This is a genomic window from Mahella australiensis 50-1 BON (assembly GCF_000213255.1).
GTDB classification, from domain to species: Bacteria; Bacillota; Clostridia; order Mahellales; family Mahellaceae; genus Mahella; species Mahella australiensis.
Genome location: NC_015520.1, coordinates 664,309 through 679,227, shown reverse-complemented (window position 1 = coordinate 679,227; position 14,919 = coordinate 664,309). Strand labels below are relative to the sequence as shown.

Annotated in this window: 12 protein-coding genes; 3 read left to right on the top strand and 9 right to left on the bottom strand. The window is 43.3% G+C overall.

The features are described from left to right. Positions 1-105 precede the first annotated feature (105 nt). Positions 106-1,791 carry a 2-oxoacid:acceptor oxidoreductase subunit alpha gene (locus MAHAU_RS03155; RefSeq protein ID WP_013780278.1) on the top strand — a complete coding sequence of 562 codons (1,686 nt, stop codon included), beginning with the start codon at positions 106-108 and terminating at the stop codon, positions 1,789-1,791. Continuing rightward, positions 1,784-2,623, top strand: a complete 840-nt coding sequence (locus MAHAU_RS03150) for a 2-oxoacid:ferredoxin oxidoreductase subunit beta (RefSeq protein WP_013780277.1) — start codon at positions 1,784-1,786, stop codon at positions 2,621-2,623. Before MAHAU_RS03155 ends, MAHAU_RS03150 begins: the two co-directional genes overlap by 8 nt. A gap of 37 nt (positions 2,624-2,660) precedes the next feature. Here MAHAU_RS03150 and MAHAU_RS03145 read toward each other — a convergent pair whose 3' ends face one another. From MAHAU_RS03145 to MAHAU_RS16015, 5 genes are all read right to left on the bottom strand, one after another. Further along, the gene (locus MAHAU_RS03145) at positions 2,661-3,071 is read right to left on the bottom strand and encodes a hypothetical protein (protein ID WP_013780276.1); all 411 of its coding nucleotides are present in this window, start codon (positions 3,069-3,071) and stop codon (positions 2,661-2,663) included. After that, the gene (locus tag MAHAU_RS03140; RefSeq protein WP_013780275.1) at positions 3,064-3,741 is read right to left on the bottom strand and encodes an ABC transporter ATP-binding protein; all 678 of its coding nucleotides are present in this window, start codon (positions 3,739-3,741) and stop codon (positions 3,064-3,066) included. Before MAHAU_RS03140 ends, MAHAU_RS03145 begins: the two co-directional genes overlap by 8 nt. Before the next feature lies 1 nt (position 3,742). Further along, entirely contained in the window at positions 3,743-5,014 is a 1,272-nt protein-coding gene (locus MAHAU_RS03135) for an FtsX-like permease family protein (RefSeq protein ID WP_013780274.1), read from the bottom strand. Between the two features lie 16 nt (positions 5,015-5,030). Then, positions 5,031-6,158 (bottom strand): ABC transporter permease, encoded by a 1,128-nt coding sequence (locus tag MAHAU_RS03130; RefSeq protein WP_013780273.1) that lies wholly within the window; start codon positions 6,156-6,158, stop codon positions 5,031-5,033. 89 nt (positions 6,159-6,247) lie between these two features. Further along, positions 6,248-6,382 carry an ABC transporter ATP-binding protein gene (locus MAHAU_RS16015; protein ID WP_013780272.1) on the bottom strand — a complete coding sequence of 45 codons (135 nt, stop codon included), beginning with the start codon at positions 6,380-6,382 and terminating at the stop codon, positions 6,248-6,250. A 654-nt stretch (positions 6,383-7,036) separates the two neighbouring features. Here MAHAU_RS16015 and MAHAU_RS03125 point away from each other — a divergent pair. Continuing rightward, a complete protein-coding gene (locus MAHAU_RS03125) occupies positions 7,037-7,858 on the top strand; it encodes a metallophosphoesterase (RefSeq protein ID WP_013780271.1) in 822 nt (273 codons plus the stop codon). 51 nt (positions 7,859-7,909) lie between these two features. Here MAHAU_RS03125 and MAHAU_RS03120 read toward each other — a convergent pair whose 3' ends face one another. The 4 genes from MAHAU_RS03120 to MAHAU_RS03105 all read right to left on the bottom strand — a co-directional run bounded on the left by MAHAU_RS03120 (position 7,910) and on the right by MAHAU_RS03105 (position 14,909). Then, entirely contained in the window at positions 7,910-10,033 is a 2,124-nt protein-coding gene (locus MAHAU_RS03120; RefSeq protein WP_049783332.1) for a GH92 family glycosyl hydrolase, read from the bottom strand. Between the two features lie 106 nt (positions 10,034-10,139). Then, positions 10,140-12,782 carry a GH116 family glycosyl-hydrolase gene (locus tag MAHAU_RS03115; protein WP_013780269.1) on the bottom strand — a complete coding sequence of 881 codons (2,643 nt, stop codon included), beginning with the start codon at positions 12,780-12,782 and terminating at the stop codon, positions 10,140-10,142. 87 nt (positions 12,783-12,869) lie between these two features. Further along, positions 12,870-13,511, bottom strand: a complete 642-nt coding sequence (locus MAHAU_RS03110) for a V-type ATP synthase subunit D (protein WP_013780268.1) — start codon at positions 13,509-13,511, stop codon at positions 12,870-12,872. A gap of 3 nt (positions 13,512-13,514) precedes the next feature. Continuing rightward, a complete protein-coding gene (locus MAHAU_RS03105; protein WP_013780267.1) occupies positions 13,515-14,909 on the bottom strand; it encodes a V-type ATP synthase subunit B in 1,395 nt (464 codons plus the stop codon). Positions 14,910-14,919 lie beyond the last annotated feature (10 nt).

Below are 14,919 nucleotides of genomic sequence, written 5' to 3'. Positions count from 1 at the left end.
GTCAGCGACAAGCCAAAAAACAAAAATCCATTAAGTTGCTGCAATATAGTTTGTTTTGTGATAATATATATTAAGAAATATTTATTCACCAAAGGAGGTACTCAATTGGAGCACAATATATTGGTAGGAGGAGCTGCCGGTCAGGGTATGGATACGGTAGCCACCATTTTGGAAAAAACGCTCAAGCGCAGCGGGTTTTATGTATTCTCTAACAAAGACTATATGTCCCGTGTAAGAGGAGGACATAATTTCACCCAAATACGCTTCAGCACGACACCCATCTATTCCCATTCCAGCAAGCTGGATGTCATAATAGCATTGGATTCGCAAACCATACAACTGCATGAAAATCGGTTGGTAAGCGGTGGTAAGATTATATGCGATGAAAAAGTAAGCCCATCAACCGATAATATCATTGCCTTGCCATTGGCCAAAATAGCCGCTGATATAGGTAATCCTCGCGTTATAAATACCGTTGCAACCGGCGCATTATTAAAGCTTTTCGGTATACCGATGCTTCAAGCTGAAAGGTTGCTGAGCAGCGAATTCTCCGGCGCTGTGCTCGATGCAAATATACAGGCGCTTAATAAAGGCTATGATGCCGTAAGTACAATATACGAACTGGATTCCCCAGGCAATGACGATAATATATTCATAAACGGCAATCAAGCCATCGCCTTGGGAGCCATAGCCGCCGGTTGCCGTTATTACTGCGGTTATCCCATGACGCCGTCGACCAGCCTTATAACGTACATGGCTCAAAAATCAAACCAGATGGGCATAGTGGTGGAACAGGTCGAAGATGAAATAGCTGCCATAAATATGGCGCTTGGTGCATCTTACGCCGGCGTAAGAGCTATGACCGGTTCATCAGGCGGCGGCTTTGCCCTCATGGTAGAAGGCGTCAGTCTCGCCGGCATAACCGAAACGCCCATAGTAATAGCAGAGATCCAGCGTCCTGGGCCTGCCACCGGCTTTCCAACCCGTACCGAGCAGTCTGATCTGCGCTTTATAATACATGCCGGCCACGGCGAATTTCCCAAAATGGTCATAGCCGTGCGCAACCCCGAAGACGCATTTTACCAAACCGCAAGAGCTTTCAACTTAGCTGAAAAATATCAGATACCAGTTATATTGGTGAGCGATCAGTATCTGGCCGACTATGCACAAACGATAAAGCCATTTGACTTCTCGCGCATTTCTATAGATAGATATCTGGATGATGGCAGTTCTATAGCCGAAGATGAAAAATACAAAAGGTATAAGTTAACGGATAGCGGCATATCACCCCGCCTCATACCCGGCAGCATAAAAGGCCAGGTAATATACGTCGACAGCGATGAACACGACGAATATGGCCATATAACCGAATCGGCCGAGATAAGGACGAATATGGTGAACAAACGCCTTAAAAAGGAAGAGCTGCTGCGTCAAGAACTAATAGAACCAGAGCTCCTAGGCGACGATAATCCTGAAATATTGATAGTAAGCTGGGGATCGCTACATGGCCCGCTGAAGGAAGCTATAGACAAGCTTGTAAATGAAGGCATATCCATAGGCGCGCTGGTATTCGGCGATATTTGGCCTTTTCCGACAAAGCGCTTGACAGCCTTGGCTTCCAAAGCAAGGCTCATAGTCGACCTAGAGCAAAACGCAACCGCTCAGTTAGATGGCTTAATAAGGCAGGAGGCCCTTATAAGCTGCGATAAGAAACTGCTCAAATACGATGGCCGTATATGGAGCCCTGAAGAAATATACGATAGATTGAAAGGAGAGGTTCTTGATGTTTGAAACATATGAAACGGCGTGGTGTCCTGGCTGTGGGAACTTCGCCATATTGGCCTCGCTAAAAGACGCATTGGACCAACTTGGCCTGGATCCATCCGAAGTAGTAATATCATCCGGCATAGGACAAGCGGCCAAAACGCCGCATTATATAAACGTAAATACCTTCAACGGACTGCATGGTCGAGCTGTGCCGCCGGCAACAGCTATAAAACTGTCTAATAAAAACCTGACCGTGATAGCCGAAAGCGGCGATGGGGATACCTACGGGGAGGGCGGCAATCATTTTATACATGGCATACGCCGCAATGTCAATATAGCGCACTTCATACACGATAACCAGATATACGGTTTAACCAAGGGCCAGGCATCGCCTACCACTGAAAAAGGGCAAAAAACATCGCTGCAGTTCAACGGCGTGATAGCCGAACCTGTGCGTCCTCTATTCCTTGCTTTGACCATGGGCGCCGGATTTGTGGCAAGAGGCTTCGCCGGCGACCGCGCGCAGCTCACCGAGCTTATGAAGGCCGCTATAAATTATAATGGATACGCCATGATCGATATACTGCAACCTTGCGTATCATTCAATAAGGTAAATACATTCCAATGGTATAAAGAGCGCGTGTATCGCCTCCCCGACAATTATGACGCCACCGATTTTAGCAATGCGCTTAAAACCGCTATGGAATGGGGCGATAGAATTCCGACTGGTATAATTTACAATGTGCCTAGGGATACTTATATAGATCAGGTAGATTTCTTAAAAGATGGCCCCGCCTTGGTAGACCGCACCTTGGACCCAATGGAGGCTAAACAGCTCCTGGAGGATTTCATATAGAGTGTATAGGGAATGGCTTAAGCCGTTCCCTATAGCTTTATTTTTTCTTTTCCTTTACTATATATGCTATATGGCCTTCTGTATCTTCGTTGATATCAATAACTATTTTACAAATACCCGGTGGTATATCGCTTAATGATACTTTTTCTTGGTAATCGCCGCTTCTTATCTCTTTATCCCACAGCTTATTATCATTGGCATCAACGATGGAAATGTTAGCACTGCCGCTGGATAAAGTAGCGGAAAAATCAAAAGTATATACGTGTTTCTTTTTAACCGTTATCTCATCAAATGACGTTTTGTACCGCTCTTCATACTCACTTTTAGCAAAATTTCGCTCCATATTCAGAATCTCTTTACCATACGGGTCATCATTAGCTTGGCACGCTGCCGATAACATCACTATCAAAAATGCCATCACAAATATGATTAACTTTTTACTATGCATTTCTCTCATCTCCCGTTATTCTCCCATCTACTATATTTATAATTCTTTTCGTAGCAGATGCGACTTTATCATCATGCGTTACGACGATAATCGTCTTACCTAATGCATTTATGTCGGTCAACATATTCATTAAATCTTGGCCAGTTTTTCTGTCAAGAGCGCCTGTGGGTTCATCAGCCAATATAATATCATTATCGCTTGTCAACGCGCGTGCTATAGCTGCCCTCTGCTGTTGTCCTCCAGATATCTGCGTCGGCAATTTATCTGCAAGATTATCTATGCCAAGCATTTTTAATTTCTCATAAACGATTTTCTTTCTACGGGATTTATTTACATTCTTAGCCAGCAACGGCACCTCTACATTCTCATACACAGAAAAATTACTCATTAAGGCGAAATGCTGGAACACGAAACTTATCTTTTCTCTTCTCACCTTATGTAATTCTTTTAGTTTCAATTTATGAATTTCATAATCATCCAGATAATACTCTCCTTCCGTCAACGTATCCATACAGCCTATTACATTTAACAAAGTAGATTTGCCTGAACCTGATGGCCCCATGACGGCTACAAATTCGCCGTCTTCAATGGTCAAATCGATGCCGTCGAGTGCTCTTGTCTCATAAGTTTCTCCTTTGTATACCTTAACTAAATTTTTTATCTTTATCATTCTATTCTCTCCCTTTAATAAGCTCCACCGGTTTCAGCCTTTTAATTATAGCAATGGGCACAATGCATGAAACTGCCACGATAACTGCCGCCACAACAAGCAGATATACAGAAACCAGTTCCCTATGAATACTAAGCTTTATAGTTCTAAACGGACTTGTATCTTTTAGAAGGCTATAGCTCTCCCACCCATAAGCTACAATAAACGCTGCGGCAACTACTAAAATGTTCTCTGCCACTACCATCTTGATTATATCGGCTGTGCTCATGCCATTAGCATACATAATACCGTATTCCGGCCTCCTAAATAATATGGATACTGTCTCCGATGATGATACAGACAAAATTGAAAAAAAGGTAAACATCACTGCCAATAATACTTTTAATCCCATGTCCGCCTTATATGGCGCCTCGTATTCGTCCAATACGGCCCTTACAGGCTTACAAAAAACCCCCAGTTTCAGCTCATTGGCCTTTGCCGAAATCTTATCGCTGATTCCTTTAATATCAGCTCCATCTTCAACAATACAAAAACACGTGTCCAGTGAGCTCAATACTGACATAGTGGCATCTATATACTTTGGGTCATACATGGCGACGAATTTATTATCCAACTTCTCTGTATCCGTGCCCAGATAATCTACATCACCTAGCCATTTCGAGCCCTTTGCCATGACCCCTGTAACCTTGTATCTTGTGCCCGTATCTTCATTTGTAAGTTCGGTGCCAATAGGAACTATATCTTTGTACTCATAGCCCACGAGCAGCGGCAAAGCACCGTCATCGCAGCGCTTAAATTCGTCCGAGCCCTCTATTACATTTACCCTGCACAGGTCGGATATGCCCTCCATTACGAACAGCACCTGCGAACTTTCCGGATGTCGTCCATACGGCGTGTTTTTATAAAGAAGCTCGTTCTTTTCAATATAGTTTTTATTATTCGCCAATTCTGTAAAACTGGCACCGAAAAAATCATAATACCCGCAGCCTTTGACGCCCTCAAGCGTATTGCCATAAGCTATGAGCTGATTCACCTTGTCTCTAAATTCGCTCGTTTCTTCTTTATAGGGGAATTGGATCTGGCAAGTCTTATCGATACCATAACTGAGTTTATCCTCTATCTCTTTCGCATGATACTGGCCTGTAAAAGCGTACGTTATCATCTGTCCAAGCAAAATAAAAGAAACTATGCTTACTATCAGGACTAATAAAGTCATAAATTTGCGGTTTAGCAAAAACTTTATGACAAATTTTAGCACATTTGCAAATCTCATAATCGTCACCCTTTCCCTATGAAATAACAGCCTGCGACGGGGACATATTTATTATCTTGTATACCGGTACCAGAATGACCGCCAGCGATGTCGCCACAATCATAGCAATCATTGTAATAACGTCGCCAAATGAAGCCCCAATATATATATTGAAAATATTGCCGATAAGTTTGGAAAATATAATCTGCAAAAATACGCATAATATTGCCGCAAAACATGATATTCCCAACATCTCCCTGAACAGCATGCCAATTATCTGTAAATTAGACATGCCAAACGCCTTCCTTATGGCAATTTCCCGTTTCCTCTGCTCAATCCAAAATTCCGAGACAATAATGCAGTTAATAATTGCAAAAAAATAAATTAAAAAATAGATATTTACCGGTGACTGTGCCAGTTGAAGTTTCGCAGCTTCCGCTTGCTGCTCCTTATAATCCACTTTATATCCTTCTATTACGGCTTGAGGATCCCTTTTAAGAATATCGGCCTTGATCTGCTCGCAAACAGGATAGACATCCTCTGAATCGCTTTCAATCATCAAATCCAAGTGAGGGCTATTCAATATTTTTTGCTTCATATCGTCGCTCAAGCATTCGTAAAATGTAACAAGATTAGCACTAAAAGCGGGAGAAATATTGTTATCCATAATACCCACCACTTTATATCGGCTGCCGTTGATGGTTATAAACCTGTTGCCCTTATTATCTCGCGTGAGCTTTGACAAATATGAATCTCCTACCAAAACAACATTTTCGCGGGCTTTTATCTCCGCATCATCGGGCAGTCTGCCTTCTTTAAGCACATACTTCTCCTTTTCATTGTTTGTCAAAATAATGTCCATGTAAGGCATGCCTTTACTGCCTTCTGGCCATACAGCAAAATTACAGATTTTCACGTTGACCTTCCTGTCGCTTATCAAGTCTTTTATATTGTTCTTGCCGCCTCCCTGTGTATCTATCTGCAGATACATGGCGTATTTATAGTTATATTGCCCGTCATCATTTGCTTTTCCCAATACCTGGCTATAAATATTCACCCCATCGAACAATGCCATAAAAGCTACGAGCAAACCCAAAATAATATATATGGTGGAAATCGGATAACGAAATAAATGCTTAAAACTTCTTTTCAAAACAGCGACCACACATTCATCCCCTTTAAGCTATAATAAAGTATCTGCACAATTGTTGGAAGTAGATACATCCAATGGTCATTGGCTTTAGTAATACTTTCTCATAATGGCGCTCTTGCCGGGCCGTTCGGTCCGAGCAGGCCGAATACGCCGCTTTGTATATCCAGCGTCACGCTGGCTAATGCCTTTGCACCCCTGCGATATGCCTTGGTCACGTCGTCAAGATGTATTTCCATCAAATATCCTCCTGCGATTTCGTCTTTTCTAAATATAAGACGAAAGAAACGGATTTTGGTTCATAAGTATCCTTAAATTCATAATTTTTATAACAGCGAATTACAGTGGAATAAATAATAAGGCTGTACATAAAAAATGTATTTGACCGTATATTGTTTATGCCGTTTGGATTGTTTAGGATAATCTTCTAGCATAAGATTTTCAAGTCTATTTATATTTCGTCCCTTACATTTTTGAAATAATGACTGTTCAGCGCCTCATGACCCTATGATCACAACCGCGAATGAAAATGGCATAAACCATTTTCGTAGTAGGTAATATTATAGGCTTGGTAACTAATTAGCCTCCGGCTCATGCCTCCTGCCTCCATGCCTTCGGCCACGTCTGTTCAACGTTGCGCTTGCAGAGCGTACAACGAAATGTTCTAAGGTCTGCTCCAGACATATACCGATGCTTCTGCTATCTTTTTACAGAAGGCTTAACATATATGTTAAGCCGTAACAAAATCGCCTTGAAGCTAATCCTTACCGTCGCCTATGCGTCATAGCACTTGAATGGCCCCTCAAATTAAGATCTGTACAAAATGAACTGCTTAATTTATAATATACTCGTACTTTTCAATTTATCGTAGAACAAGGATGGAAGGAAATGATATGAAACGCAAGAAAAAGAAAATACTGATAGCAGTTGTTGTACTGATAGTTTTCTGGTTTTTTGAAAATTTTATAATTGATGTCACCACCACTCACATTAAAAGCACTAAAGTAAATAATACTATAACTATAGTACAAATTTCAGACCTCCACGGATATATATTCGGCATCAACAACTCTTATTTATTAAAAATGATTGACAGGCAGCATCCGGACGTCATAGCGGTAACGGGCGACATGTTCGACAAAGGCAATGGAGGCGCCAGGAAAAGGGCTTTAAAGCTATTGAAAACACTGTCAAAAAAATATCCCGTGTATTACGCACGTGGCGAACACGAAGGCAGTGTTTACACAAGCAGCTTAGACGACTTCGTAGATGCCGGCATATTTGTTTTAGATTGCAAAAAGGCAGATATAAAGATAGGCGACTCAGAGATCAGCATATACGGCTATCCTACTTCCGGATACTACTCATCAGCCTCAGATACCTTTAAAAAGCTCGGCGCGCTGGATAAATCTAGATATAATATATTGCTGAGCCATATCTTTTACAAAGAGGTTTTTGCGAATTGGGGCGCAGACCTCATACTTTCTGGAGATACACACGGCGGAATGGTGCGGCTTCCGTTTATAGGACCGATAACATATCAAGGTGTTGTGTTGCCCAAGTTGAAATCTGACAAAGATATATATGATAAAGGTTTATTCAAACTAGGCAATACATATCTGTACGTAAATGCAGGTCTTGGCAATTACCCCATACCGCTTAGGCTATTTAACCGTCCGGAATTGACAGTGTTGCAGATAGATAAGGCACATTAGCCTTATCTATCTGCGCTGTAGCGGATTATATAAGTTCAGCCTTCTATGACCTCATTTCTCTAATACACCCCATGCTTTATTTGGACGCTCGCCCATATACAGCACCAATGTACCGCCGGCAACGATATCTTTATGTGCAAACCACGGCGTATCCAACGGTTGGCCATTCAACTCGGCAGACTGGATATACTTGTTCTTGTTAGACGCATTCACAGCTTTTATGGTAAAGACTTTATCCCCGTCCACACGTATCTTTATCTCCTCAAATATAGGACTTCCTATATCATAAACCGGTTTGCCCGGACATACTGGATAGAATCCCATAGCAGAAAATACATACCAAGAGGACATGGCCCCACCGTCTTCATCGCCACATATGCCCAACGGCCCGTCGCCGTACCATACGTCCATTATCTGCCGTACAATGCGCTGCGTTTTCCAAGGTTGGCCAGCATAATTGTACAAGTAAGGTATATGGAAAGAAGGCTCATTGCCTTGGGGATATTGCCCTATCAAACCTGTGGAATCAGGAAATTGGGCTAAAAACCAGTACTTAGACCCATTGTATTGCTCATTGAATAAGGAATCTAATCTCTCCGAAAATTTTTCTTTGCCGCCCATAAGGTCTATCAAACCTTCTACATCGTGTTGCACATGAAAGGTATACACCCACGAATTGCACTCGGTCGTATAATCTCTGCCGCCAAGTCCTCCGCCGAATTTTGGATCGAAATCTTCTACCCATCGACCATCGGCATCCTTAGGCGCCATGAATCCGATCCGCTCATCGTACAAATTCCTGTAATTTCGACTGGATTTCGAGAAATATTCATAGTCTTGCTCTTTACCTAATATTCTAGCCATCTGAGCTATGCACCAGTCATCATAAGAATGCTCCAAAGTAACGGATACTGCCTGACGTCTTTCAAACGGATGTACTTTCTTAACCGTTTCCTGCTCGCCTTTACGGAGTGCGGGGAAAAATCCCTTTTCCATATATATTTTATCCAGCTCGGTAAGCGGTCCTTTTCCCCAAGGCAGTTTTGTACATTCCAAAGCATTCTTTCTCATCGCCTCATAGGCCTTTTCTACGTCGAAATCATCGTAGCCCTTTATGTACGTATCGGTTATAAAAGCGGCACCGTGGTTACCGATCATGGCGTGATGATCCTCGTCCAGATCAGGAAATGTCGGAAGATACCCCGTATTATCGTATATGTGCAAATAAGATCGTATCATATCCATCTGCCTTTTCGAATCTATTATAAGCTGCAGTGGGTGCATACAGCGATACGTATCCCATAAACCATCATTCACATAAAAATCATGGCCTTCGCTATCGTGAACCTTTTTATCATAATTGCTGTAATACCCGCCATATTCCGTTACATTTACCATACGCGTCATGACTCTGTAAAGCGAGGTATAAAATATGGCGAGCTGCTTTTGAGTGCCACCCTTTACCTCTATAGAACTCAATGCTTTATTCCACGTTTCTTTAGCGCTATTCTTTACATGCTCAAAATTCCAGTCCTGTATTTCATTCATCAGATTTTGATACGCCTGGTCAACATCTATATACGATAGGCCTATTTTAAGCTCAATACACTCATTATCTTCCGTTTTATAATCGACAACAAGATCAGTCCCTTCTCCATCAGAATTCGGATAGGTTGATTTATTTGTAAATGTTCTTGAAAACTCCATATATACATAATGCTTTACGCCTTTAAGTTCTCCGTGTCCTCTGATTATTTTGGAATTCGTGACTTCAAGGTCGCCAGACTTCAGTCCTTTTACGAGTATTCGAGAATTTGAAGAACGCGGGAAAGTAAAACGATAATATATAGCGTGAGCGGTGACACTGTACTCGGTTATGATACCATAGTCCTCAAGCAGTACAGAATAATAATATGGCGTCGCAGTCTCAAAGTCATGATCAAACGATGAGGCGACTTGCCCAGATTCCCTTCCTCCGCAAAAAGGCATGATAGTAACAGCTCCTGCAGGAAAACCGAATATTCTATCGGCCAGATATCTGTCAGTTACTCCTGGGGTAAAAACAGGAGATACCTGCGCCATGCTGTGAGGAAGCATAACCGTGGGAGCTGTAGCTGTAAGCAAATGCCCGATAGCACCTATATACGGATTTACGTAATCCACATAGTCCGTCATAAAATTCATCCTCCATCTTATATAACTTTGTATTTCTATATTTAGCAGCATGAACATGTTATCATAAATGAAGTCAGAATTAAAGAATGATCTTTCGATAGGGGCTTCACGATCGTAACTTTATAGCCAACGATGAACCTGCTTCAATTTTTACAGTACTGTCAAATACAATATCATCTTCATTCCTGTGATAATTTGCTTCCTTATTCACATCATAAGCAATCGAGTCGATATGCCGGTTTCTTATAAAAGGCAAACGCAATGTGGCTATATCCAAATATCCATACAAAACTTTTAACTCAACCCCATCTTCAGTTCTTTCGAAAGTTCCCCATCCAGATTCCAAGGACCAGAACACCCGAAACGGCGTGTCGTCTATAACCGGATTAAATCCTATAAGATGCTTGGTCATATCGAATACAAATCCCGAATAACTCAGGAGTAACGCATAACTTGCCATGGACCTAGCATAATTGCTTCCACATTCAAATTCATTCCATGGATTGCGCTTTTGGCCATCATATCTTTCGCGGATAGCCCTTACCACTTCTTCCCCTTCTCTTATAAATCCTTTCTGAATGAGATGTTCCGCCGCTTGGTATTCGAAACCGTTCATCGTTTCCTGAGCATATGGCACCGATATAGCTGGTTTTTTCCGCCCTGCAGGATATGAGCATATTATCATGCCACTTTCATCGTTTAGTGAGAAAACTCTGCATGGATTGAAAACTTCCCTCATCTTTTTAAAGTTATTCTTATAGACAGCATATACAGCCTTTCGAGTGTTACCCGGATCAAATATTTCTCCCAACCCTATTAAATTGGCATGCCATTGTGCCAGTACTTGGTCGATAATGCAGCCTTCTCCTACCTGATATTTGATCTGTCCTCTTTCCTCATCCCAGTACGCTTTAATTGTTGAATCCCCTATTAGAGTACCGGTTTTATCAGTATCGAAGCGTTCCAGAATCGATTTATCCTGGAGATCAATCAGATGATAATAGTATTCTCCGTTAAACAAGTTGGAGTCTGCCCATGCTTTACCACGACGGAATATGTCTGTGTATCTCTGTGCGGCTTGTTCATCACCAACATAACTTGCCATCTCTGCTCCCGCTTTTAAGGCAGCAAGATAAAAACCTGTAAGCCATGAATTGGGCCCGAAGAGTTCCATATCCAATGTATGATGCTGTCGTCCTGTCAATACCCCTTTCTGTTCCGGATCCCAGCGATCTTCATTGGTATCAACCCATGCATATTCGATAGATTTTTTTACTCGCGGCCACAGCGATTTCAACCATTCATCATCGCCTGAAATTTTCCATTCCCTGTATGTCTTTATCACTCCTCCGAACTGGCCATCGGCACATGGCCTGAAAGATGAACGCGGGCTTCCAAGCGGAAGTTGAAGCCTGAAAGACATACCCCCATCTTCTCGCATATTATATTTATAATCCAGTTCACGCATCGAACGCTCCAGCTTGGGGAATAAAAACGGCAACGCATATGCATAGTTCCATACATGCGTACATGATCCTTCACAACAGCCGCTATCGCAATGACATCCTTCAAAGCCATAAAATGATCCGTCTTCCAGGCGCAAACACGTAGGGGTTTTAAGTATCGATAGGTTTGCTGATACGGCATCTATAATGGCCGATGGAAGTGTTGATGAAAATAATGCATTTTTAAAGCAAAGAGTTTGCTCATACAATCGGTCCCAATTTTTAAGGCAATATTGGGCACAGGCAAACGAGTCTTCAAACAAGCTCGCATAATAGTTCTTCCATTGCCCTTTTTGTGATGTTTGGCACCCGCAACAACTCTGTTGGCTGTTTTGAGACCAGTAGTTGGCACAGTTGGGATAATACCATGTCAAAATAAACCTCACGTTTTTAGTTTGCCCCGCATCCAATGAAAAATGTGTCGCTAAAGTGCTCATATCCACCGCATTACCCGAGCCTGTTCCGTTGCTGTATCCTTTATCTTTATAGCTCCTATTGATAAATTTACCAAGCTTATTTAAATCGCTCCAGTATATTTCCAGATCATCGAACCAGCTTCCTCTATACCAATATTCCTGATAGCTTACATCATCCATATCAGTAGCAACAGTGAGATCTCCGTAGCGTACATCATCCGGAGTAAGACCTATACAAGTCATCTTGATCCCTTGGGCCGGTCCTTTTTTGGCATACTCATTATATCCGCCATTCACATTCCCCATACAGGAAACAACAGTGTAATGCAGGGTTTCATTTGTAGTATTGGTTATAGATATCTCAAAGAACGCTGCTGGTAAACTTGAATCTTTATCATGAAGCGGGATAAATGGGTTAAATGCCGTCATCTTCACATTGCCCGGAAATGTTTTGTCTATAAAGGACAGCTCTGCAATAGGGAACTCCCCTTTAAATTCCACATCCCTAAAATGCGGCACGCCTGATAAATAGGCTCTTGGAGGCCCAAAACCGAAGCTGTTAAAATGAGAAGCGGCATAATTGCCCGAATAAGGCGGGTGCAAATCACCATTCAATATTCGCGTGTCTATTACTTCATTTTCTTTTTCTACTTTTACGGCAAAATGAGAGTATCCGTTATAACTGCCCTTATTGGGCCTGTTTTGAATCTCCCAATCTATCAGCCGACCGTTTCCCGCCAAGCCTATACACCCCGTACCTATTCCTCCCAGCGGAAACGATATTTCATTCAGCCTTTTTCCCCCATAAATAAAATACGAATTATCCATAAATTAGACCTCATTTCATTATTAAGGCGTATGCCGTGGGCTATATAGAGAATAATCTTAGGATATGTGCAAACGCTGCAGGACAGGCTATAAATTCCTCTCCTGCAGCATCTCTTTTACCTTCATGAGCCTAGTCAAGGTGCTACGCTCATTTTCATCGAGTTTCATTGTTATATATCGTATGGTTTCTTCAAGCTGCGGTATCATTATATACTCCAGCGCATTGACGCGCCGCCTGGTACGCTCTATCTCATCGGCCAGCCTCTGGCACGTCTTCTCCACCTGAGCCAGCTCCAGCATATCGGGCAATATTTCGTGCAGCCTGGCTATAGCGCTGTCCAATTCTCCGGACGTATTCGCGAATCCGTAGGGGTACATCGATACATCGGCAGAGTCATCTTCTTTATATTTTATAGAAGGTACTTCAACGCTCATAAGATTGATCATCTTGACATCTATATCCATACGCCGTGTCGGATACATAACCGCCTCTTCCAGCATCTCTCGCGACATGACAGCGTGCGCCAGCAGAACTCCATGCAGCGCTTCGGTCAATTCCACCTCGACCTTTTCGCGTAATTCTTTATTTTCCCTTATAAGATCCATGAACCGCCGCATAAGCTCATCGCGTTTATCCTTCATGAGGCCATGCCCGCGCACAGCGATGGCAAGCTGGTTTTTAAGGCGCGTAAGCTCCATGCGCGTTGGATTAACGTTCATCTGTGGCAACGGCTACACCCCCGAGTCTGCCTTCTGGGTGTCGCCCAGATATTTATCGAGGAATTCATCTCGTATACGTCTAAGCTCTGTACGCGGCAATATGGACAATAGTTTCCATCCGATATCCAATGTTTGCTCTATCGAGCGGTTGGCATCCCATCCCTGGGATATATATTCCTCCTCGAATCCATCTGCAAATTTGGCATATATTTTGTCGGTATCCGAAAGGGCCGCTTCTCCCAGTATCACCGACAACTCTTTGGCCTGTTTGCCTCGCGCGTAGGCGGCGAATAATTGGTTCATTGTATCGGCATGGTCCTCGCGCGTCTTGCCGCGGCCTATGCCCTTATCCTTAAGGCGCGACAGCGACGGCAGCACGTCTATTGGGGGTGTAACGCCCTTTCTAAACAGCTCGCGGCCCAATATAATCTGTCCCTCGGTTATGTAGCCCGTTAAGTCGGGTATAGGATGGGTGATATCATCCTCTGGCATGGTCAATATGGGTATCAAGGTTATAGAACCCTCTTTGCCCTTTATGCGCCCGGCACGTTCATACATGCTGGCCAAATCGGTATACAGATAGCCAGGATATCCTCGCCTGCCTGGAACCTCTTTGCGCGCCGCCGACACCTCACGCAGTGCTTCGGCATAGTTGGTCATATCGGTCATGATTACCAGCACATGCATGCCGAGATCAAATGCTAGATATTCGGCTGCCGTAAGGGCCGTCCTAGGCGTCGATATGCGCTCTATAGCGGGATCATTGGCCAGGTTTATAAATACGCAGGCGCGCTCTATAGCACCTGTACGCTGAAAATCCGATATGAAGAAATTGGCTTCTTCAAAGGTGATACCTATGGCCGCAAATACCACTGCAAATCGGCTCTCACCCTCCAATACCTTGGCCTGCCTGGCTATCTGCGCTGCAAGTTGTGCATGCGGCAACCCAGAGCCAGAGAATATCGGCAGCTTTTGCCCGCGCACCAATGTATTCAACCCGTCTATGGCCGATATACCGGTTTGTATAAACTCAGATGGATAATCGCGCGCAGTTGGGTTCATCGGTTCGCCGTTTATATCCATCCTTTTATCCGGTATAATCTTAGGACCATCGTCATTGGGACGTCCCAGTCCATCGAATACGCGACCCAATATATCCGGGGATACCGCTAGCTCTATGCCTTTGCCGAGAAACCTGGCCCGGCTACCGGCTATATTCAGGCCTTGAGAGCCTTCAAAGAGCTGCACCAGCGCCTTACCGGCGTCCACTTCCAGCACCCTACCGCGGCGTATATTGCCATCGGCCTCCTCTATCTCCACTAGCTCGTTGTATTTAGCACCTTCTACCTGTTCGACCAGCGCAAGAGGGCCGGCCGCCTCGCGTATGGTCCTGTATTCCTTTAGCATATTTGCCTCC